The organism is Kribbella sp. NPDC104740 (genome assembly GCF_055583505.1).
The window spans coordinates 1673489-1693360 of sequence record NZ_JBVJNV010000001.1; the positions used below are offsets into that span (position 1 = coordinate 1673489).

20 protein-coding genes are annotated in these 19872 nt (G+C 70.7%); 9 read left to right on the top strand and 11 right to left on the bottom strand.

Going from position 1 to position 19872, the window contains the following annotated elements:
• Positions 1 to 34 precede the first annotated feature (34 nt).
• Entirely contained in the window at positions 35 to 484 is a 450-nt protein-coding gene (locus ACZ6Z4_RS07810; protein WP_465559452.1) for a DinB family protein, read from the top strand.
• 121 nt (positions 485 to 605) lie between these two features.
• Positions 606 to 3095: a X2-like carbohydrate binding domain-containing protein gene (locus ACZ6Z4_RS07815; protein ID WP_465559455.1), complete on the top strand. Its 2490-nt coding sequence runs from the start codon at positions 606 to 608 to the stop codon at positions 3093 to 3095.
• 54 nt (positions 3096 to 3149) lie between these two features.
• Here the strand turns inward: ACZ6Z4_RS07815 and ACZ6Z4_RS07820 are convergent, their stop codons facing one another.
• A complete protein-coding gene (locus ACZ6Z4_RS07820; protein WP_465559459.1) occupies positions 3150 to 3968 on the bottom strand; it encodes a hypothetical protein in 819 nt (272 codons plus the stop codon).
• Between the two features lie 105 nt (positions 3969 to 4073).
• Positions 4074 to 4649, bottom strand: a complete 576-nt coding sequence (locus tag ACZ6Z4_RS07825) for a TetR/AcrR family transcriptional regulator (RefSeq protein ID WP_465559462.1) — start codon at positions 4647 to 4649, stop codon at positions 4074 to 4076.
• Between the two features lie 124 nt (positions 4650 to 4773).
• Between ACZ6Z4_RS07825 and ACZ6Z4_RS07830 the strand changes: the two genes are divergently transcribed.
• From ACZ6Z4_RS07830 to ACZ6Z4_RS07845, 4 genes are all read left to right on the top strand, one after another.
• A complete protein-coding gene (locus ACZ6Z4_RS07830) occupies positions 4774 to 5658 on the top strand; it encodes a TIGR03620 family F420-dependent LLM class oxidoreductase (RefSeq protein ID WP_465559465.1) in 885 nt (294 codons plus the stop codon).
• Positions 5658 to 6254: an SDR family NAD(P)-dependent oxidoreductase gene (locus ACZ6Z4_RS07835; RefSeq protein ID WP_465559470.1), complete on the top strand. Its 597-nt coding sequence runs from the start codon at positions 5658 to 5660 to the stop codon at positions 6252 to 6254. Before ACZ6Z4_RS07830 ends, ACZ6Z4_RS07835 begins: the two co-directional genes overlap by 1 nt.
• 93 nt (positions 6255 to 6347) lie before the next feature.
• Positions 6348 to 7067 carry an alpha/beta fold hydrolase gene (locus tag ACZ6Z4_RS07840; RefSeq protein ID WP_465559473.1) on the top strand — a complete coding sequence of 240 codons (720 nt, stop codon included), beginning with the start codon at positions 6348 to 6350 and terminating at the stop codon, positions 7065 to 7067.
• A gap of 21 nt (positions 7068 to 7088) precedes the next feature.
• Entirely contained in the window at positions 7089 to 7847 is a 759-nt protein-coding gene (locus tag ACZ6Z4_RS07845; RefSeq protein ID WP_465559476.1) for a class I SAM-dependent methyltransferase, read from the top strand.
• Here ACZ6Z4_RS07845 and ACZ6Z4_RS07850 read toward each other — a convergent pair.
• Positions 7792 to 9141, bottom strand: coding sequence for an NAD(P)/FAD-dependent oxidoreductase (locus ACZ6Z4_RS07850; RefSeq protein ID WP_465559480.1), 1350 nt, complete (start codon positions 9139 to 9141; stop codon positions 7792 to 7794). The genes ACZ6Z4_RS07845 and ACZ6Z4_RS07850 overlap by 56 nt on opposite strands.
• A 102-nt stretch (positions 9142 to 9243) precedes the next feature.
• Here ACZ6Z4_RS07850 and ACZ6Z4_RS07855 point away from each other — a divergent pair, with 102 nt between their 5' ends.
• Positions 9244 to 9816, top strand: coding sequence for a GNAT family N-acetyltransferase (locus tag ACZ6Z4_RS07855; protein ID WP_465559483.1), 573 nt, complete (start codon positions 9244 to 9246; stop codon positions 9814 to 9816).
• Here the strand turns inward: ACZ6Z4_RS07855 and ACZ6Z4_RS07860 are convergent, their stop codons facing one another.
• Positions 9817 to 10401 carry an alpha/beta fold hydrolase gene (locus tag ACZ6Z4_RS07860; protein ID WP_465559486.1) on the bottom strand — a complete coding sequence of 195 codons (585 nt, stop codon included), beginning with the start codon at positions 10399 to 10401 and terminating at the stop codon, positions 9817 to 9819.
• A 130-nt stretch (positions 10402 to 10531) separates the two neighbouring features.
• Between ACZ6Z4_RS07860 and ACZ6Z4_RS07865 the strand changes: the two genes are divergently transcribed.
• Positions 10532 to 12940 (top strand): glycosyl hydrolase, encoded by a 2409-nt coding sequence (locus ACZ6Z4_RS07865; protein WP_465559489.1) that lies wholly within the window; start codon positions 10532 to 10534, stop codon positions 12938 to 12940.
• On the opposite strand, the gene ACZ6Z4_RS07870 is transcribed toward ACZ6Z4_RS07865, so the two are convergent.
• The 6 genes from ACZ6Z4_RS07870 to ACZ6Z4_RS07895 all read right to left on the bottom strand — a co-directional run bounded on the left by ACZ6Z4_RS07870 (position 12903) and on the right by ACZ6Z4_RS07895 (position 18158).
• Positions 12903 to 13544, bottom strand: coding sequence for a sigma-70 family RNA polymerase sigma factor (locus ACZ6Z4_RS07870; RefSeq protein WP_465559492.1), 642 nt, complete (start codon positions 13542 to 13544; stop codon positions 12903 to 12905). The two genes, ACZ6Z4_RS07865 and ACZ6Z4_RS07870, sit on opposite strands and share 38 nt — an antisense overlap.
• Positions 13545 to 13716: 172 nt before the next feature.
• Positions 13717 to 14550, bottom strand: coding sequence for an alpha/beta fold hydrolase (locus tag ACZ6Z4_RS07875; RefSeq protein WP_465559495.1), 834 nt, complete (start codon positions 14548 to 14550; stop codon positions 13717 to 13719).
• On the bottom strand, positions 14547 to 15491 hold the full coding sequence (locus tag ACZ6Z4_RS07880) for a hypothetical protein (protein WP_465559498.1): 945 nt from the start codon (positions 15489 to 15491) through the stop codon (positions 14547 to 14549). The genes ACZ6Z4_RS07875 and ACZ6Z4_RS07880 overlap by 4 nt, the downstream gene beginning before the upstream one ends.
• Positions 15488 to 15958: a hypothetical protein gene (locus ACZ6Z4_RS07885; RefSeq protein WP_465559502.1), complete on the bottom strand. Its 471-nt coding sequence runs from the start codon at positions 15956 to 15958 to the stop codon at positions 15488 to 15490. The genes ACZ6Z4_RS07880 and ACZ6Z4_RS07885 overlap by 4 nt, the downstream gene beginning before the upstream one ends.
• A complete protein-coding gene (locus ACZ6Z4_RS07890; RefSeq protein ID WP_465559505.1) occupies positions 15955 to 17223 on the bottom strand; it encodes a macrolide family glycosyltransferase in 1269 nt (422 codons plus the stop codon). Before ACZ6Z4_RS07890 ends, ACZ6Z4_RS07885 begins: the two co-directional genes overlap by 4 nt.
• Positions 17220 to 18158 (bottom strand): patatin-like phospholipase family protein, encoded by a 939-nt coding sequence (locus ACZ6Z4_RS07895; protein WP_465559508.1) that lies wholly within the window; start codon positions 18156 to 18158, stop codon positions 17220 to 17222. The genes ACZ6Z4_RS07890 and ACZ6Z4_RS07895 overlap by 4 nt, the downstream gene beginning before the upstream one ends.
• Positions 18159 to 18361: 203 nt before the next feature.
• Between ACZ6Z4_RS07895 and ACZ6Z4_RS07900 the strand changes: the two genes are divergently transcribed.
• Positions 18362 to 19267: a GTP-binding protein LepA gene (locus ACZ6Z4_RS07900; RefSeq protein WP_465559511.1), complete on the top strand. Its 906-nt coding sequence runs from the start codon at positions 18362 to 18364 to the stop codon at positions 19265 to 19267.
• Here ACZ6Z4_RS07900 and ACZ6Z4_RS07905 read toward each other — a convergent pair.
• Positions 19242 to 19802: a TetR/AcrR family transcriptional regulator gene (locus ACZ6Z4_RS07905; protein ID WP_465559514.1), complete on the bottom strand. Its 561-nt coding sequence runs from the start codon at positions 19800 to 19802 to the stop codon at positions 19242 to 19244. The two genes, ACZ6Z4_RS07900 and ACZ6Z4_RS07905, sit on opposite strands and share 26 nt — an antisense overlap.
• Positions 19803 to 19872: the final 70 nt, after the last annotated feature.

Genomic DNA, 19872 nt, shown 5'->3' on the forward strand with positions numbered 1-19872 from the left:
GCAATGCAGCAAGCTGCCGCCGATGCTGGTCGGCATGGGAGAACAGGAGAAAGACACCCTCCAGGGCGCTCTCAACGGCCTGCGGGCCGCGATCGTGCGGAAGGTCGCGGGAGTGCCGGAGCCCGACGTCCGGGCGCCCGGCGTGCAGTCGGGCACGAACCTGCTCGGGCTCGTCAAGCATCTGACCGCGGTCGAGCGGTTCTACCTGCTGGGGGAGCCGGTCCGGAGCTGGCCGCGGACGTTCAAGCCGACCGACGACGAGACCGTCGAGAGCGTGCTCGCCGGCTACCAACAGGCCATCGGGCAGGCGAACAAGGAGATCGCCCGATGGTCAGATCTGGACCAGGCCGCTCAAGGGCCTCCGAAGAAAGCCCCGAAGCCCTCGCGGCGCTGGGTGCTCGTGCACTTGATCGAGGAGACCGGCCGCCACGCCGGCCATGCCGACATCCTCCGGGAGCGGATCGACGGCGCGACCGGGAAGTAATTTCTTAACGAGCGACAGAAAGTCTTGACATCGTCTCGGGCAGCCTTCAAGGTTCCAATATCCTATCCGATCCGCCCCGGTCGGACGGTTCACCCGAAGACCACAGAGAGGGTCACCGCTCATGACCAGATCCCGTCGGCCGAAGGCGATCCGAGGCCTGATCGCGGGGCTCGTCGTCGCCGTCGTCCTCCCGGTGGGAGCGTCGGCCGTTTCGTCGGCCGCGCCGATCACCCCGGGCACGACCACCGCCGTGGGCAAGGCGGACACCACGACGACCCCCGCGACCCCGCCGGCCGCCGACCCGCTGGCCCCGGCCGGCGCGGTCGCCGCGAAGCCGTACATGGGGTGGAGCAGCTACAGCATGGAGGTCTTCTCGCCGCTCGGCGGCAAGTGGATCACCGCGGCCCAGATCAAGGCCCAGTCCGACGCGATGCACCAGAAGCTGCAGCCGTACGGGTACAAGTACATCAACATCGACGCCGCCTGGAACGACGGGATCGACGCGTACGGCCGGCCGACGCCGTCCAAGACGCTGTACCCGAACGGCTTCCAGGAGGTCATCGACCACATCCACAAGAACGGCCAGAAGGTCGGCATCTACAGCATCCCGGGCATCTCCGACGCGGTGCTGAAGGCCAACCTGCCGGTGTACGGCGCCCCCGGCTGCACCACCGGCAACCTGGCCAAGGAGCCGAAGCAGCAGGGCGACTACTGGGGCTTCGGCTGGCGTCTCGACATGGACAACCCGTGCGCGCAGAAGTACATCGACTCCTTCGCGGACCTGTTCGCGAGCTGGGGCATCGACTTCCTCAAGTTCGACAGCGTCACCCCGGGCTCGGGCAAGAACGACCTGTCCCTCGACGCCCGTGAAGAGGTGGCCGGCTGGTCGAAGGCGCTGGCCCGGCACAAGATCTGGTTCGAGCTGTCCTGGGCGCTCGACATCCGGTACGCCGACTACTGGAAGTCGGTCGCGAACGGCTGGCGGCTGGACTGGGACGTCGAGTGCTACTGCACCAACGAGGCGCTGACCGCCTGGCCGAACATCTCCCGGCTGTTCCCGAAGGTGGCCGACTGGTGGCGCCACGGCGGGCCCGGCGGCTGGAACGACCTGGACTCGCTGAACGTCGGCAACGGAACGATGGACGGCCTGACCAAGGACGAGCGCCGTACGGCGGCGACGCTGTGGGCGGTCTCGGCCGCGCCGTTCTACATCGGCAACGACATGACCAAGCTCGACCAGTACGGGCTCGACCTGCTGACCAACCGTGAGGTCGTCGCGGTGAACCAGGCCGGCCGCCCCGCGCAGCCGGTGTCGACCAAGACCAACCGCCAGGTCTGGTACTCGCTGAACGCGGACAGCTCGTACACCGTCGCGCTGTTCAACCTCGGCACCACCGAGGCCGACATGACCGCGAACTTCGCCGACCTCGGCCTGGACGGCTCCGCCACCGTGCGCGACCTGTGGGCCGGCAAGAACCTCGGCACCTTCAAGTCGGCGTACACCGCGCAGGTGGTGCCGCCGCACGGCGCTCGCCTGTTCAAGGTGACGCCGCAGAAGAAGGCGACGATCCGGGTCAACGACGACGACCTGCGGGCCCAGTACGACGGCGACTGGCAGCGCAACGGCAACAAGGAGGTCGCCGCGGTCTCCGAGCCGCTGACCGTCAAGGTCACCGACACCGGTACGGCGCCGGGGCCGCAGGAGAACAACGCCGGCGTCCGCACCGTGACGCTGAACAACGACGACCCGCAGATCAACTACACCGGGTCGTGGAGCCGCAGCACCGGGCGTGGACTGGGGGACTACCAGGACGACGTCCAGTACACCGAGGCGAACGGCGACGCGTTCTCGCACACCTTCGTCGGCACCGGCGTCGACTTCTTCACCGAGACCCACGAGTCCCAGGGCGAGGTGGAGATCTACATCGACGGCGAGCTCAAGCAGACCGTCGACACCCACCAGGCCGAGGGCCGCGGCGCTCAGCAGAAGGTGTTCAGCATCTCCGACCTGCCGAACGGAACGCACACGATCCGTGGCGTGAAGAAGTCGGGTCAGTTCATGCTGGTCGACAAGCTCGACGTCCGGCAGGTCAGCCTGCTGAACCCGGACACCGTTGCCTTCGACAAGAAGGCGCCGGCCGACGTGACGATGGAGATCGCCCGCGACTCCAGCGAGCTGGCCGCGATCGCCCAGGGTGGCAAGGTCCTTGCCAAGGGCACGGACTACACGGTTGCCGGTCGCAACGTCACGCTGAAGAAGGAGTACCTGGCCACGCTCGCCACCGGCGACAGCGCCCTGGACTTCACCTTCCGCGGCGACTACCGCGACGACATCCACGCCACCACCGCCAACGGCGCCTCGGTCAGCTTCACCTTCCGCGGTACGTCGGTGGACTGGATCACCGCCAAGGCGCCCGACCAGGGCGACGCCGACGTCTACCTCGACGGCAAGCTGGTCCGCCGGGTCAACCTGCACAGCGACGAGCGGGTCACCCTGCAGCCGGTCTTCACGCAGTCCGGTCTGAAGGACACGAACCACACGCTGAAGATCGTCAAGGTCTCCGGCGACGTGCTCCGCTCCGACCAGCTGCGCTACACGCTGGCCAAGTAGCACCCAACGACACAGCGGGGGTCCGGGAGTTCCCGGGCCCCCGCTGTGCTGCGGTCAAGCCTTCCGGATCCGGAACAGTGCGACCCGGGCTTCGTGCGAGTCCACGCTCATCGGCACCGCCCGCGTCCCGGTCAGCTCGAGCTGCACCGAGCCGTCACCCGGCAGCCAGTCGATCCGGTCGATGCCGTTGGCAAACACCTTCCGCTCGCCGTCCTGCCCGGTGGCCTGCTCGTACGCCGGGTTGTTGGTGTCCGCCGTCCAGATCACCAGGTGCCCGCGTTCGTGGTGCGCCATCACCCGCTCGCGGTGCGTCTTCTTGTGCAGGTCCCACTCGTCGCGCAGCGCCGGGTTCTGCTCGCCGTTGTAGGCGCCGGCCAGGTAGTGCGTGTTGATCAGCACGAACTTCAGCCCCGGCTGCGCCGAGTGCTCCACGGCGACCTCGGTGATCCACCGCGGCGGCGTGACCCCGCCGATGCCGCCGTGCACGAACGTCGCGTTCGAGTTCACCACCGTCCAGGGCTGCGGCACCGAGATCGGCACCCGGTACGCCGTCTCGTGGTGCAGGAAGGCGTTCTGGTACGCCGGGCCGAAGTACTGCGAGATCATCGCCGGCTCGCCCTCGTCGCCCTCCCGGATCTCCTGCCAGCCGACGAACGGCCGGTTGCCCGGGTCGGCGTCGTTCCGCACGTCCCGGATCGCGGCCTCGCGGGCGCCGAGGTTCTTCCGCCCGATGTTCGCCGTCACGACCGGCAACCGAACCCACTCCGAAGCTGCTGCCGCGGGCTTCTCCCGTCGCGCCGAGGCGCCCTGCGCCGACCCGACCATCGCGGCCAGCGCACCACCCCCGAGCATCAGGGCCCGTCGCCTGCTCACTCTCTCCACCATCACTACCTCCGCAAGATCCGGCCGTGACGACCGGTGGGCGTGTGTCTTGTCGGCGAGTACGACGTACGAGCGACCCCGGCGGGTTCCGGCGACCTAACCCAACAACCCCTCGAAGGCCCGCACCGCCAGATCCGCCGACTGCTGCAGGTCGGCCCGCGAGACCCCGGCCGCCGCATGCACGGCCTGCCCTTCCGAGATCGTCATCAGCAGCCGCGCGAGGGTCTCCGGCGCAGGCACTGAATCCGCGCGAAAGCGCTCCGCGAACGCCTTCTCACCACCCAGACGGCTCGCGGCCAGGAACTCGGCGATGTCCTGGTTCTCCGAACTGCACGCGACCCCGCCCTGAATCGACAGACACCCCGGCGGCTTCCCCTCGCGGGTCAGCGCGATCACGTTGTCGTGCAGAAACCGCCGTACGACGCCGAGCGCGGTCGGCTCCCGCAGAGCGGCCGCCACGTACGCCATGTCGTGCTCGGCGTAGTGCGCGACGACCCGCTTGAACAGATCGGCCTTGCCGCCGTACACGGCGTACAGGCTCGGTTTGTTGACGCCCATCGCCGAGGTCAGGTCGCTGATCGACGTGCCCTCGTACCCCTGTCGCCAGAACACCTCGACAGCGCGCTCCAGCGCCTCGTCCTCATCGAACGTCCGCGGCCGCCCACCTGGCATGCCACACCTCCTCGCGGCCCAGCGTACCAGTTCTTAACCGAGCGGTCAGAAATTTTGCATGAACGCTCAACCGCTGCTAGCTTGATTTACGAACCGAGTGGTTAAAAACTCGAAGGAGGATGTCGTGGGCAGCTGGTGGCAGGACCGGGCCTTGGGTCCGATCGGCGTCTGGAGCATGGGACTGCGCGACGCGGCCCGGCCCGGCGTCGCGGATGCGGTGGCCGAGCTGGCTGATGGTGGGCTGAAGGCGGTCTGGATCCCGGGTCTAGACGGCAACGGCGTCTTCGATGACGCCGGCGCGCTGCTCTCGGCCGCGCCCGAGACACACGTCGTGCTCGGCGTGCTCGGGATCTGGCGTCAGCAGGCGGAGACGGTCTCGGCGCGGCTGCACGAGCTCGACGCCCGGTACGGCGAACGCTCGGTCGTCGGCTTCGGCGTCAGTGACCGCAACGCCGCTCAGGCAGCCGGGCAGGCGTTCGGCAACCCGGTAGATGCTGTCAGCAACTACCTGGACAGCGTCGGCATCGCGAAGCAGCGGACGCTGATCGGTGCGCTTGGCCCGCGGATGGCGTCGCTCGCCGCGCAGCGGACGGCCGGGATCCATCCGTTCCTGGTCAGCCCGGAGTACACCGCGGCGATGCGCGAGCGTCTCGGTGTGGAGGCGCTGATCGCGCCGCACCAGGCGGTCGTGTTCAGCGACGACCCGGCGGAAGCGCGTGGCATCGCCCGCGAGCAGCTCGGGATGTTCATCGGGTTCGAGGCCTACCGCAACAACCTCCGCCGGCTCGGCTGGGCCGACGAGGACCTCGTGCCGGGTGGCAGCGACCGGCTGATCGACGCGCTGATCGGCTGGGGCGACGACGACGCCGTACGCCGTCGGCTGCAGGAGCACCTCGACGCGGGCGCCGACCACGTCGCCGTCCAGCTGCTCTCGGCGACACCGCTGCCGCGGCCGGAGTGGCGGCGGCTGGCGGATCTGACCAACAACCTCGAGGGAAGGAAAATCTGATGGGACAGCTGGAGAACAAGGTCGCGCTGGTGACCGGAGGCACGACCGGGATCGGTCTGGCGTCGGCCAGGCGGATGGCGGTGGAGGGGGCGCACGTCTTCGTGACCGGGCGCCGCAAGGACGAGCTCGACGCGGCGGTGGCCGAGATCTCGGCGGGCGGAAGTGTCACCGGGGTGGTGAGTGACATCAGCAACCTCGACGACCTGGACGCGCTGTTCGCGACCATCGAGCGCTTCGGGCGCGGACTGGATGTGCTGCACGCCAACGCGGGCGGTGGCGAGTTCACCGCGCTGGAGGCGGTCACGCCGGAGCAGTTCGACCGGACGTTCGGGATCAACGTGCGCGGCACGCTGTTCACCGTTCAGAAGGCGCTCCCGGTGCTGAACGACGGCGCCGCGATCGTCCTGCCCGGGTCGAGCGCGGCCACCGACGGTACGCCGAACTTCACCGTGTACGCCGCCTCGAAGGCGGCCATCCGCTCCTTCGGCCGCGTCTGGGCTGCGGAGCTGGCGCCGCGCGGTATTCGGGTGAACAGCGAGAGCAGCTTCATGACCGGCGGTGAGATCTTCGTCGACGGCGGTGTCCGCCAGCTCTGAGCGCGGACGAATTCCCTGCCACCCGTCACAGGGCGGGTGGCTGTCCGGTCCAAGCTCGTGACAGCCATTCGTCAGTCAGGGGAGAGCAGAGTCATGAGTGAGAAACCGACCGTCGTGCTGGTGCACGGAGCGTTCGCGGAGTCGGCCAGCTGGAACGGGGTGGTCTCGCGGCTGCTGGAGCAGGGGTTGAAGGTGGTGGCGGCGGGCAACCAGCTGCGCAGCCTGGCCGGCGACGCGGCGTACGTGCGGGACGTGATCGCGGGGATCGGTGGGCCGGTGCTGCTCGTCGGGCACTCGTACGGCGGGATGGTGATCACCGAGGCGTCGGCGCACAACGACGCGGTGGTGGGGCTCGTGTACGTCGACGCGTTCACGCCTGATCACGGGGAGAGCGCGCTGGAGCTGTCGGCGAAGTTCCCGGGCAGCACGCTGGGGGAGGCGCTGGCCGGTTACCCGGTGGCGACGGGTGGCAACGAGCTGTACATCCGGCACGATCGGTTCCACCAGCAGTTCTGCGCCGACGTACCGGCGGAGGAGGCGGCGTTGATGGCCGCGACGCAGCGGCCGGTGACGGAGAAGGCGCTGACCGACCCGCTGCCGACGGACTCGCCGGGATGGCGGACGGCGCCGTCGTGGTTCGTGATCAGCGACCAGGACCTGAACATCCCGGTCGCCGCGCACCGGTACTTCGCGGAGCGGGCGGGGGCGCGGGTGACGCGCGAGATCGCGGGCGGGTCGCACGCGCTGAGCGTGTCGCAGCCTGGCCCGATCGCCGAGGTGATCATCGAGGCCGTCGCGGCGCTGTCCAACTGATCGAGAGACAGCGAAGAGAAGATGACAGCACCGGCGATGGCGGCCGAGTTCGGCGACGTCGCGGGGTGGACGGCTGATGCGGTGGAGCGGCTCGGCGACCGGTACGCGATACCGGCCGCCTGCCGCGGCAGCGCGAGCCCGGCCGCGCTGGCCTGGCTGGCCGAGGCCTGCGAGCTCTCGGCCGGTACGACGCTCCTGGACGTCGGCGCCGGCGTCGGCGGCCCGGCAGCCTGGGCCGCGCGGCGCTTCGGAGTACGGCCGATCCTTCTGGAGCCGATGCCGTCGGCAGCCCGAGCAGCGTCCCGGCTGTTCGGCCTGCCGGTCGTCACCGCGGACGGCACCGCCATCCCGCTCCGCAGCGAGTCGATCGACACCGCGTGGTGCCTGGGTGTCCTCTGCACCGTCGAGGACAAACCCAAGCTCCTCAGCGAGATCCACCGAGTCCTCGAACCAGGCGCCTCCCTGGGCCTCCTGGTGGTGGTTGCCCAAGACAACAAAATCCACAACACCCCCGACGGCAACCACTTCCCGACCCAGTACGAGCTCAACAGTCTGCTCGCCACCACCGGCTTCACGCTGCTCGAACAGACGACACGACCCGACGCAGCACCACTGTCGTGGTCGCGCCGGGTCGAGGAGGTCACCCGGGCCGTCGCCGCGCGGCACCGCGCGACGCCGGCGTACGCGCTGGCCGCCCGCCAGGGCGAGCGGCTCACGCGCTTGTTCAGCGAGGGGCGACTGACGATGCAACTGCTGCACGCGGCTCGTCGGCCTCGGTGACGAAGGCCTCGCGCGGCCGCTGCACCGACGCCAGCGACACGATGTCGCGGCCGTAGAACACCGCGGTGATCCACACCGCCAGCACGTGGATCTTGCGGTCCCAGGTCGGCACCGCCAGCACGTGGTAGCCGCGGTGCATCAGCCAGGCCAGGAAGCCCTTCACGACGATCTTGCGGAACTGGAAGATCCCGGTGCCGAGGCCGAGCGTCGCGACCGCGCCGAGGCTGTGGTGCTCGTAGTTCTTCGGCGCCCGCCCGCGCAGCGAGGCGATCAGGTTCTTCGCCAGCAGTTTGCCCTGCCGTACGGCGTGCTGCGCGTTCGGCGTCGTGAACGTGCCGGGCATCGGCGAGGCCAGGTCAGGTACGGCGGCGTCGTCGCCGGCCGCCCACGCGTCCGGCACGATCTCGTCGTCGGTACCGATCCGCAGGTCGGCCCGGACCTGGATCCGGCCCTGCGCGTTGACCGGCAGGTCGGTGTGGTTGCGGACCAGGTGCGGCGAGGCGTTGCCGGTGGTCCAGACCATCAGCGTGCCGTCGTACTCCACGCCGTTGGACAGGATGACGTGGCCGTCGACGGCGGAGACCACCGAGGTGTTCAGGTGGACGTGCGCGCCCTTCTTCTCGAGCTGCTCGACCACCCACTGGCCGGGGCGGTCGGTGACCTCGGGCAGGATCCGGTTCTTCAGCTCGACCAGGTGGAACGCGAGGTCGTCGGCGCTCAGCTCGCGGTAGAAGTCGAGCAGCTTGCGGGCCAGCGAGAGCAGTTCCGCGAAGCCCTCGACGCCGGCGAACCCGCCACCGGCGAAAGTGACGGTCAGCAGCTTGCGCCGCTCCGGACCGGGCGGCAGGACGGACGCCTCGTCGAACGCGGTCAGCAGCCGGTCGCGCACCGCCACCGCTTCCTCGACGTGCTTCATCCCGATCGCCTGCTCGGTCAGCCCCGGGACAGCGAAGGTCCGGGTGACCGCACCGGCGGTGACGACCAGGATGTCGTACTGGATCTCGAAGTCGTCGCCCTGCGCCGGGTGCACGGTCACGGTCTTGCGGCCGTGCTCGATGCTGGTCACCGACCCGGACACGATCTTGGTCTTGCGCAGGTTGCGGCGCAGCGACACGGCCGCGTGCCGGGCCTCGACGGCGCCGGACAGGACCTCGGGCAGGAACGGCTGGTAGGTCAGGTACGGCCGCGGGTCGATGACGACCACCTCGGCCTCGCCGCGGCGGAGCTTCTTCTCCAGCTTCCACGCCGTGTAGAACCCGGCGTACCCGCCACCGACGACCACGATCTTGCGCATGGACGGTTCCCCTTTCTTGTCCTCCTACCAAGAAGACAACGCAGCCCGCTCAGGTGTGACGCGACCCGTGTCACAGGGGAGCAGTCTGTCCGGTCTCAGTGGGTGCCGACTACTCCGGAGGACGTGATGGACCCGATGATCGAGACCGAACGCCTGGTACTGCGGCCGTGGCGCGAGGAGGACGCGCCGGACGCCCTGGCGATCTACGGCGACGAGGAGGTGACGCGCTGGCTGACGCCCGAGATGAAGCGGGTGCCGGACGAGGACGCGATGCGCGCCGTACTGCGGGAGTGGCAGGCCGGTGATGTGAAGCCGGTGAGTCATTGGGCGGTCCGCGAGCGTGATGCGGAGCGGCTGGTCGGCGGCGTCGCACTGCTGCGGCTGGCGCCGTGGGAGGACGTCGAGATCGCCTGGCAGCTCGCTCGGCCGGCCTGGGGACACGGGTACGCCGCGGAGGCGGGTGAGGCGCTGGCGCGGTGGTCGATGCATCACGCGAACGTGGACGAGTTGTTCGCGCTCGTCGGGGCGTCGAACGAGCGGGCGGCGGCGACGGCGCGTCGGATCGGGATGGAGTGGATCGGGGAGACCGACGACTACCACCACACGCGGCTGGAGCTGTACCGGTTGCGGCACGACGATCTGGCGTACTGCGAGGCCTGCGGTGAGGAGGAGTGATCAACCCTTCAACGCGTCGGCGATGGCGGCACTCACGACATCTGGTGCGGAGCGGTGGAGGGTGTGGGTGGCGCCTGCGACCTCGCGGATGCCACGGGCGCCGGCTCGGCGGGCCATTGCGCGGTGCTGGGCGACGGGGATGGTGAGGTCCTCGTCGCCGAAGACGAACCACGACGGGAGAGATTTCCAGGCTGGTACGACGCTTGTCAGCGGCGCGTGCAGTGCTTCGCTGGGTGCCTCTGGAGGTGTCCCGTCGGGCGACATCAGGTCGGCAGCACACTCGCCGACGTCGGGCGCGAACGCCGAGACGTAGACCAACCCGCGCACGCGGGGGTGGACGCCCTCCGCCGCGTCGCCCGCGGCCGCGGCGGTGATCACCGTGCCGCCGTACGAGTGGCCGACGAGCACCACCGGCCGCCCGACGCCCGCGATCGCCTCCTGCACGCCCGCCGCGTCGGCCGCGAGCTCGCGCCACGGCGTGGCCACCGCGACGACCTCGATCGACCGGACCAGCAGCCGCTCCACCACGCTGTTCCAGCCGCTGGAGTCGCCCAGCACCAGTACGACGCCCTGCCTGTCTGTCACGGTGACCTCCGATCGGCACAGGTAGGACCACCCACCCGGCGCGGTTGTGACGGTGGCCGATCCCGGACACCGCGCCGGGGCCGCGTTGACGTGGTCGCGGCGGGCGCGATGGGGTGGGAGGACGAGCACCGTGGGCGACTGGGAAGGCCGGCTGATGGCGACCCTGGACGACGTACGACGCCAGTTCCGCAACCCTCCGGCCGACGGCCGGCCGATGATGCGCTGGTGGTGGTTCGGGCCCTCGGTCGAGCGGGGCGAGATCGCGCGGCAGCTGCGGGCGATGGCTGCGGCGGGGCTGGGTGGGGTCGAGGTCGCGTTCGTCTACCCGATGGGTCCGGTGACCGCGGAGTTCGGTTCGGAGGCGCTGCTCGCCGATCTCGGGTACGCCGCGCGGACGGCGCGTGAGCTGGGGTTGCGGTTCGACCTCACGCTGGGCAGCGGCTGGTCGTACGGCGGTGGGCACATCGGTCCGGAGCACGCCGCGCGCGGGCTCGGCTGGGACCGCCGGGAGATCGGCGCGGCGGCGCTCCAGGTGCCGGTGGTCGAGGCCTGGCCGGGGGACGACGTCGTGGCCGCGTTCGTCGGCGAGGGCGCCGCGCCGGCGGCGTACGAGGAGCTGGTGGTGGACGGCGGGGTGATCCACGTGCCGCCCGGGAAGGGGCCGCGCGAGGTGCTGATCGCGACCTCGCGGCTGACCGGGCAGAACGTGAAGCGCGCGGCGGCGGGGGCCGAAGGACCGGTGCTCGACCACTACAGCGTCGCCGCGGCGGAGAAGCACATCGCGGCGGTCGCGGAGCCGTTCCTGCGGGCGGCCGGGCCGGAGCTGGTCGGGTCGGTGTTCTGCGACAGCGTCGAGGTGTACGGCGCGGACTGGACGCCGGAGCTGCTGAAGGAGTTCACGGCCCGGCGTGGGTACTCGTTGCAGCCACGGCTGTGGGAGCTGCTGGTTGACGCGCCGGGCGCACAGCAGGTGCGGATCGATTTCCAGCGCACGCTGGCGGAGCTGTACGAGGAGAACTTCGTCGCCGTCTTCCAGCGCTGGGCGGCCGGGCACGGGGTGCCGTTCCGGATCCAGAGCTACGGCGAACCGGGCGCGACCGTGAGCAGCTACCGGTCGGCGGACCTGTTCGAGGGTGAGGGCTGGGGATGGACGCGGGTGCCGGAGACGCGGTGGGCGGCGTCGGCCGCGGCGGCGTACGGACGGCAGGTGGTGTCGGCGGAGGTGTGGACCTGGGTGCACTCACCGTCGTTCCGGGCGACGCCGCTGGACCTGCAGGGGGAGGCGCACGAGCACTTCCTGGCGGGGGTGAACCAGCTGATCGGGCACGGGTGGCCGTACTCGCCGGCGGGTGCCGGGTGGATCTTCTACGCGGCAGGGGCACTGGACGACCGGAATCCCTGGTGGCCGGTCGCCGGTGAGTTGTTCGGGGCGTTGCACCGGGTGTCGTGGTTGCTGCAGCAGGGGACGCCGGTGCGGGACGTGAAGGTCTACGTGCCGGCCTCTGATGTGTACGCCGCTGCTCGGGGGTCGGTGAATCTGTACCGGGCTGCTCGCGATCGGATCGGCGCGGAGATTCCGCGGCAGATCAGGGAGTCGGGGCTGGACTTCGATCTGGTCGACGACGACGCGGTCGAGGTGCTGGAGCCGGGTGGGTTGGTGGTGGTGCCGGAGGGGGCGATCGTTCCGGAGCGGACTCGGGCTTGGCTGGAGCGGTGTGAGGTGGTCAGCAATCTGACCGGTCGGCTGCCGGACGGGCTTGCGCCGGATGTCGGCGTGGTGCGTCGGCGGCTGGATGACGCGGACGTGTACTTCCTGGCGAACACCGGGAACGAGGTGCGGAGTTTCCGGTTCGGGGTGGCGGACGCGTTCGAGCGGTGGGATGCGGCGACGGGCGAGACTCGGGTAGTCGGGTCGTGGGTGACGTTGCATCCGTATGGGTCGGTGGTGCTCGTGCCGACCGCGGGAGAGGTGGGGACCGAGCCCGAGGTCGGGCAGGAGGTCGAGGTCGTGGGGCGCATGGACGGGTCGTGGCTGGTCGACTTCGGTGCCGGGCCTGAGCCGGTGACGCTGCCGCACCGCTGGGAGGAGTCGCGGCCGGCGTACTCGGGGTCGGCTGCCTATCTGACCGAGGTCGAGCTGCCCGCGGCGGCCCAGGTCTTCTTGGACTTCGGCGACGGGAAGCCGGTGGAGCGAGCGGACTACCTGCCGGAGAACTCGTTCCAGGCGCTGCTGCTGCCGCCGGTCGGGGTGGCGGCGGAGGTGTGGGTGAACGAGGTGCGCTGCGGGAGCGTGTGGGCGCCGCCGTACCGGGTGGAGGTGACGGACGCCGTACGGGCCGGGAAGAACGCGGTGCGGATCGTCGTGCACAACACCGGCGCGAACGCGCTGGCCGCTGATCAGGAGCTCGGGGCGGTGGTCGAGGCGGTGACGAAGCAGTACGGGAACCGGTTCGAGCTGCAGGACGTCGAGCACGCGGCCGACCACCTGGCGTCGGGGTTGCTCAGCCCGCCCGTAGTTCTGCGGGGAGATCCGCGATGAGCAGGGCCTCGAGATCGGTGAGGTCGCCGGCGCGGGCGGCCTTGAGGAACGCCTGCAGGAGCTGGTGGTGGGCGGCCGGGCAGACCGGGTTGTTGCGGTCGGCGCTGAGGTGGGTGCGGGCGCGGCTGACCAGCTGGCGGGTGTTGGCGGCGCCGGTGTGCAGGATCTCGGAGATGCGCGCGTACGGGTAGTCGAAGGCCTCCCGGAGCACGTACGCCGCCCGCTCGCGCGGCGGGAGGCTGCCGAGCAGGGTGAGGACCGCGTGCTCGACCTGCTCCGCGAGCTCGGCCTCGGTCGCGGGGTCGTCGTCGGTGCTGCCGATCTGGTCCTGGTACCACTCGCCGACCGGCGTCTCGCGGCGCCTCCGCGCCGACTGCGCGACGTTGATCGACAGGCGGACGGTCATCGTGACGAGGAAAGCGTGCGGGTCGGCGACCACGGACCGGTCGGTGCGCTGCCAGCGCAGCCAGATCTCCTGGACGACGTCCTCGGCGTCGGTCGGGCTGGAGAGCACCCTCGAGGCGATCCGCAGCAGCCGGGGGCGGGCGCTGACGAAGGCGGACAGGCCGTCTTCCACAGGGCGGTCGATCAGTTGGATGGTCACGGTCCCGGCTCCTCTCGGTGCTGGTTCCACCGTCGCCGTGGGGTCCGTGGTCCCGCGCCCCTGGGAGTGCGTGGTGATCACGTGGTGCGCCCACGGGCGCCACTACGCGCGTCCCGCCCCGGGCAGCAGCGTGCGCCGGGCCGTCGAGCTCGGCCCGGCGCACAGTGACCGACTACCGCGTGACCGCCTTCGCCGCGCGCTCGACCACCTTCACCACCGCACCCGGCTGCGACATCAGCCCGAGGTGCCCGGCGTCGTACGTCGTGACGCTCGACCGCGCCCGGTTCGCCATCGAGCGCTGGACGTCGATCGGGATGATCAGGTCCTTCGTCCCGACCAGCGCCCAGGACGGGATCGTCCGCCACGCCGGCGTCGCGGACGGCTCGTTGATCGACAGCAGGGTGGCGGGCCGCTGCGTGGCCGCGACCAGGGACTTGTCCTCGAAGCTCAGCCCGGTCGCGAACGCGGTGAACACCGTCGACCGCTTCAGGTAGACCTCCGTGGCCGGCGTCGGCGGCAGCGTGGCCGGGACGAAGTCGAAGATCGTGGTCGGGTCGGCCGACAGCGCGGAGTCCGGCCCGGCCAGCTGCCCGATGCTCTCACCGGTGTCCGGCATGAATGCGTTGACGTAGACCAGCGCCTTCACCCCCGGGTGCCCGGTCGCCGCGTTGGAGATGACGGCACCGCCGTACGAGTGCGCGACCAGCACGATCGGGCCGCTGATCGTGTCCAGGTAGGCCCGGACCGACGCGGCGTCGGTGGACAGCGAGCGCAGCGGGTTCGGCGGGGCGACCACCCGGTAGCCGTCGTTCTGGAGCCGCTTGATGACGCTGTTCCAGCCCGACGCGTCGGCCCAGTCGCCGTGCACCAGGACGACGGTCGGCTTCGGGCTGCCCTGACCGGTGCCCGAGGCGACGCTCGGGCTGAGGCCGATCACGACCAGCACGAGTGCGGTGAGCAGCGCGACCAACGACGGCCGCCGGGTGGAGCGTTGCGAGTTCCTCATGGTGTGGATGTCCTGTTCTGTACGGCGGATGGCAACGGGTAGCGATCCCGGACGATCGCGATCACCGTTGCGGTGGTGCGGTCCAGGAACGTGCGGCCGTCGGGGAGCGCGGCGGTCGGACTGATGTAGCTGGCCGGGCCGACGTGCGTGGCCGGGTCCAGCGGGTGTTTCGTGACGCGGCCCTCGCGGACCGCGCGGTTCCACGCGCTCCAGCGGAACAGCCGCCAGCGTTGCGGGAAGATGAGAGTGCCAACGCGCTCGATCCAGTCGCTGGCGCTGGTCAGCTGATGCAGCTGGTCGGCCTGGCTGACGTCGTTCGCGCCGTTGTGGAAGCCGCCGATCGAGATCAGCAGCAGCGGCGGGTGCAGCTGCCGGTGCAGCTCCTCGACAGCGCCGGTCGCGACTTGGGCGCCACCGCTGTAGCTGAGCAGGACGACCGGGATGCGGCTGTCGGGCTCGTAGCCGGCGAGGCGGAGCTGGGTCGCGATCTGGGAGCCGACGGCCCGGTTGTAGAGCGGGCGGTAGCGGTGATCGGCGGCGACGAAGGTCTGCATCACGTTGTGCAGGAAGAGCAGCAGGCCGGCGTGGCTGCGCAGCCAGGACCAGACCGGTCGGTCGGCGAGCGGGGCAGCGAGTGGTGAGTACGGCTGGACCTGTCCGAGGATGCGCAGTTCGGGGGCGCCGTCGATCAGGGCCTTGACCAGTTGGCCGCCGTCGCGGGTGTCGCGGGCTCGGCGCTTGCCGATGCCGTCGAGGTAGACCAGGTACGCCAGCGGTGGGAGGTCTGGCGCGGCACCGCGCGCGTACGGAACGCCTTCCGGCAGTACGGCGGTGGGGCTGCGCCAACCGGCGCTGTAGACGAGGACTTCGTACCGGGCGAGCAGACCCTCGGCGAGCAGCGCCGGGCCGAGCAGGATGACCCAGAACAGGAAGTCGTTCATGTCACCGGCTCCAGGGTGGTCGGGACGGTGATGCGGACGACCAGGCGGCGGACGACCTCGACGGCGGCGCCGAGACCGACCCCGGCGACGGCCACGCAGACGGCGGCGGTCGTCCAGTCGGTCGCGAGTGCACCGGCGAGGCCGAAGCCGACTCCGATGAACAGCAGGAGGTGGAGGAAGGGGCCGAGCAGGGGGAAGGCGAGGACCGCGGTGAAGATGAGTGGGGCGACCAGGCCGGGGGTCCAGGTGAGTTCGCTGCCGGCCGGTGAGGTGACCAGCTCGGCGAGCGTCCAGGCGGTCAAGGGCCAGAGGGCGAAGACGATGCCCTCGACCACGGCACCGGCCGCGAGGAGACCGATGACCGAGGGGCGCGAGAGCTTGGGACCGCGGACTACGAGGGGAAGCACGCGACCGGCCGCCTCGGACAGCCCGGCGAGCAGCAGCAGTACGACGACCAGTGGCGTCATCGCGCGGCCTTGCGGTGGCGGGGTGATGCGACTGGCGACGCGGCCGACGCGGCCGGCGCCTGCTTGGCCAGCGGGGCGATCGGCGGGTGCTTCGCGATCAGGTAGCGCTCGATCTCGTCCGCCGCACGGTGGAAGCCTCCGGCGCGCTGCTGCGACGTCCGAAGCTTCGCCGCGGCTGAGTGGAAGCGCGGGTCCTCGAGCAACCGCCGCGCGGCGGCGCGGACCGAGCCCTCGGTGACCGCCAGCGTCGGCATCGACAGTCCCGCGCCGAGTTCGACGACGCGGGCGGCGACCAGGGGCTGGTCGGCGCCCTGCGGGATGACGAGCATCGGGACTCCGGCGTACAGGGCCTCGTTGACGCTGTTCATCCCCCCGTGGGTGACGAACAGTGCGGCGCGGGCGAGCACGGCCGGTTGCGGCAGGAAGCGGCGGACGACGACGTTCGGCGGAAGCTCACCGAGCGCGGCGGGATCGGTCTGCCCGCTGGCGATCACGGCGGTGCCGGCCAGCGGCGCGAGGGCGACGGCGAAGGTGCGGAGCAGCTCCGGGTTCGCGTTGAACACCGTGCCGAGGGAGGCGTACAGGACCGGGTCGTGCAGCTCGTCGTGCGGGAACGTCCGGTCGTCCGGGCGGGCGCCGATGCTCGGTCCGACGAACCGGTACGAGTCGTCCAGCTCCTCGACCCCGGGCTGGAACTCCGGTGAGGTGTAGACCAGGTTGAGCGGCTGCTGGATGTTGCCCAGGTCAACCGCCGGGAGGCCGCTCGCGTCGTACTGGCGGTTGAGCTTGCGCCGCGCGCTCACGAACCGCCGCAGGATCCGCGGACTGGTGGTTGCCGACGACAACAATTCCCGGGAGACCGCGGTCGGGCTCGGCACCCGGCTGTTGAACGCGAACGTGGTGTACGACGACACCGCCGGTACGTCGAGCTCCCGCGCCGCCACCGCACCCCACGGGCACGCGGCGTCGTGCACGATCAGATCCGGCCGGATCCCGCACAGATCCGAGAGCACGGCCGGCAGCACCTCGACGGCGGTCTCCGCCAGCCCGGCCAGCAAAGCCAACGGTGTCGGCGGATCAGGCAACGGCTGATCCCCGCCGGAGTACACCCGAACGCTCGCCCCCGCGGCCTCGATCTCGGCCCGGAACGCGGGCGACGTGTGGTACGTGACGGTGTGCCCGCGACGCACCAGCTCCGCGACCAGCGGCAGCGTCGGGTTCACCCGCCCGTGCATCGCGATGTTGAGAAAGGCGATCGTGCTCATCGTCCGGACCTCCGCTCGTAGGAACGCGCTCCCTCGTCCGGGCCGGCCGAAGCCGGCTCGGGGCCGGCGGCCCGGTACAGACCGGGGCCGTCGATCCGCAGACCGTCCAGGAACCGGTCCGCGGTGCTGCAGGCGGTGTCGATCAGCCGGTCCGCGTGCCCGAAGTCCCACCAGGCCGGCCAGGTGTCGATCCCGGTCGGCAGGACGACGGTCGGCAGGTGCTCGGCGACCTCGTGCAGGTCGCACTCGATCTGGTGGTGCAACCGCAACAACCCGGCCCGCGCCGCGATCGCGCCCGCGCGGCGACGTGGGACCGTCGGCTGCAGCGGCCAGCTCTCGGGGCCGGTCGTCAGCACGACCAGGCTCGCCGCCCCGGCCCGCTGCGCCGCGAGAACGGGGACGTAGGCAACGACTCCGCCGTCGACCAGCATCCGCCCGTCGCGATCCACCGGCGGCAGGATCCCCGGGATCGCCGCGCTGGCGAGCAACGCCGACTCGAGGTCGCCGTGGTCGAGCAGCACTTCACCACCGGTGGCCAGATCGGTGGCGACCGCAGTGAACGGAATGGCGAGGTCCTCGATCCGTGACGGCAGCCCGGCGCGCGCGATCAGACGCCGCAGTCCGCGATCGGTGAACACACTCGCGGCCAGCGCGGACAGACCGAGCGGGAAGACCTCGCGGCGCCGCAACTGCCGCCACACGTCGTCCAGCCAGGGTGCGGCGGTGTCGGGGTGGGCGGCCGCGATCGCTCCGGTGAGCGCGCCGACCGACGTGCCGACGATCAGGTCGGGGACGAAGCCGCGGCGCTCCAGCGCGTACCCGGCGCCGACGTGCGCGGCCCCCAGAACACCGCCGGCACCGGCCACGACGGCGACCGGACGGGGGAGCGCGGCCAGGCCGTCAGCGGTCGCCGGCCGGCGGTCGATCACCGTCATGAAGCACCTCCCGAGGAGTCGTCCCTACCCCCTTGGACCAGGCGCGGCCCCGGTCTGTGACAGGGAGCGGCCGGTGTCACAGAAGCCGGCCTGGACCGGTCCACTGAGAGTCCGGACACAAAAAGTCAACACGGGTTGACTTTCTTTCCGGCGCCCTCCTACCGTCGAAGTCAACAGCCATTGACAAAAAGTCAGGTGCGGCCATGACGCAGATGCACGCCCCCGCCCGACCCGGCCGGGCCACCCAGGAAGGCCTGCGGCGGTTCGTCGAGACGTTCGCCGAGGAGCACCCGCCGCTGACCTTGGCCGCCGCCGACCTGACCATCCACGACCCGGCCGCGGTCCGCCGCCGGTACGGCGGGGTGTTCAACTACCTGACCCGGGTCGAGCTCGAGGTCGAGCGGAACGTGCTCGAGCTGCGCGCGCTGATGCCGGACGCGACCGAGGTCGACCGGTTCTTCTACCACGACGTCTGGTCGCCGCAGGAGCTCCAGCACGGGATCCTGCTCGACGCCGTCCAGCAGGGATTCGGCCTGGAACCGGAGGCGACCGACCTGCGGCTGAGCGCGAAGATGCGGCTGGTCGGCGTACTGTCGCACCTGCCCGGCATGCTCGGCGTGATCCGGCTGCTCTACTACCTGACCGGCGCCGCCACCGAACGCTCCGCCGTGATCGCCTACTCGCGGCTGGTCGACGGCCTGCAGGACCTGGGCGAGCGGGCGATCGCCGAGACCGTGATCGCGCCGATCAAACGCCAGGAGCCCGGCCACTTCGCGTTCTACCGGCTGTCGGCCGAGGCGCTGATCGGCGAGGAAGGGCTGAAGGACTGGCAGCTCCAGCTCGTGCGGATCCTGCGCCGCCGGTCGTTCGGGCTGGTCGGGGTGAACAACCGCAAGCAGCAAGCCGACTTCGGCGACGTCGCCCGGGCGCTCGACTTCGACCGCGACCTGCTGGAGGTCGCGCGCCAGGTCAGCCGGGTCGAACGCGAGCTGCTCTGGTCGAAGGAGCAGGGACTCGACGTCCCGGCGTACATCCTGGCCGCGTTGCGGGACGCGATCGAGCTCAGCGTCGTACGGGAGGAGCTCAGTCCTTCGGAAGGTCGTCCGTGAGGTACCGCTGGATCGCGGGCGCGAGGTCCGCGACCAGGCCGTCGGGCTTGCGCCGGGTGATGTCGGGCAGGCGGAGCACGTACCGCGTGAGGGCGATGCCGAGCAGCTGGCTGCTGATCAGGCCGGCCCGGCGCGCCGCCTGGTCGGGCGCGACCGTCGCGACCATCGCGCGCAGCTGCTTCACGTACACCTCGCGCAGTCGGGCTGCGGCGGCCTCATGCGTGGCAGCGGACCGCAGCAGGATCGGCAGCGCGGTCTGCTTGTCGTCGCCTTCCCAGATCGCCAGGAAGTGCCGCAACAGCACCTCGCCGCGCTGCGCCGTGTCGACGTCGCGCAGGTCCGGCAGGTGCAGGTCGACGTCGATCGCGGTCGAGAACAGCGACTCCTTGCTGGTGAAGTACCGCACCACCATCGCCGGGTCGATCTGCGCCTGGGTCGCGATCGCGCGCACGCTCACCTGCCCGTACGGCAACGCCGCGAACTGCTCGCGCGCGGCCTCCAGGATCGCCGCCCGGGTCCGCTCCGACTTCTTCATCCTCCCACCGTACAAGAGAAGTCAACGCTGGTTGACTTCTCTCGGTACCACCCGTCACGCAGCTGGACGT

Coding starts and splice junctions, on each gene's coding strand:
- ACZ6Z4_RS07875 (WP_465559495.1), bottom strand. CDS start 14,550: ATGAGGAACTCGCAACGCTCCACCCGGCGGCCGTCGTTGGTCGCGCTG.
- ACZ6Z4_RS07810 (WP_465559452.1), top strand. CDS start 35: ATGGGAGAACAGGAGAAAGACACCCTCCAGGGCGCTCTCAACGGCCTG.
- ACZ6Z4_RS07900 (WP_465559511.1), top strand. CDS start 18,362: ATGACGCAGATGCACGCCCCCGCCCGACCCGGCCGGGCCACCCAGGAA.
- ACZ6Z4_RS07890 (WP_465559505.1), bottom strand. CDS start 17,223: ATGAGCACGATCGCCTTTCTCAACATCGCGATGCACGGGCGGGTGAAC.
- ACZ6Z4_RS07850 (WP_465559480.1), bottom strand. CDS start 9,141: ATGCGCAAGATCGTGGTCGTCGGTGGCGGGTACGCCGGGTTCTACACG.
- ACZ6Z4_RS07880 (WP_465559498.1), bottom strand. CDS start 15,491: ATGAACGACTTCCTGTTCTGGGTCATCCTGCTCGGCCCGGCGCTGCTC.
- ACZ6Z4_RS07825 (WP_465559462.1), bottom strand. CDS start 4,649: ATGCCAGGTGGGCGGCCGCGGACGTTCGATGAGGACGAGGCGCTGGAG.
- ACZ6Z4_RS07905 (WP_465559514.1), bottom strand. CDS start 19,802: ATGAAGAAGTCGGAGCGGACCCGGGCGGCGATCCTGGAGGCCGCGCGC.
- ACZ6Z4_RS07895 (WP_465559508.1), bottom strand. CDS start 18,158: ATGACGGTGATCGACCGCCGGCCGGCGACCGCTGACGGCCTGGCCGCG.
- ACZ6Z4_RS07845 (WP_465559476.1), top strand. CDS start 7,089: ATGACAGCACCGGCGATGGCGGCCGAGTTCGGCGACGTCGCGGGGTGG.
- ACZ6Z4_RS07840 (WP_465559473.1), top strand. CDS start 6,348: ATGAGTGAGAAACCGACCGTCGTGCTGGTGCACGGAGCGTTCGCGGAG.
- ACZ6Z4_RS07835 (WP_465559470.1), top strand. CDS start 5,658: ATGGGACAGCTGGAGAACAAGGTCGCGCTGGTGACCGGAGGCACGACC.
- ACZ6Z4_RS07885 (WP_465559502.1), bottom strand. CDS start 15,958: ATGACGCCACTGGTCGTCGTACTGCTGCTGCTCGCCGGGCTGTCCGAG.
- ACZ6Z4_RS07815 (WP_465559455.1), top strand. CDS start 606: ATGACCAGATCCCGTCGGCCGAAGGCGATCCGAGGCCTGATCGCGGGG.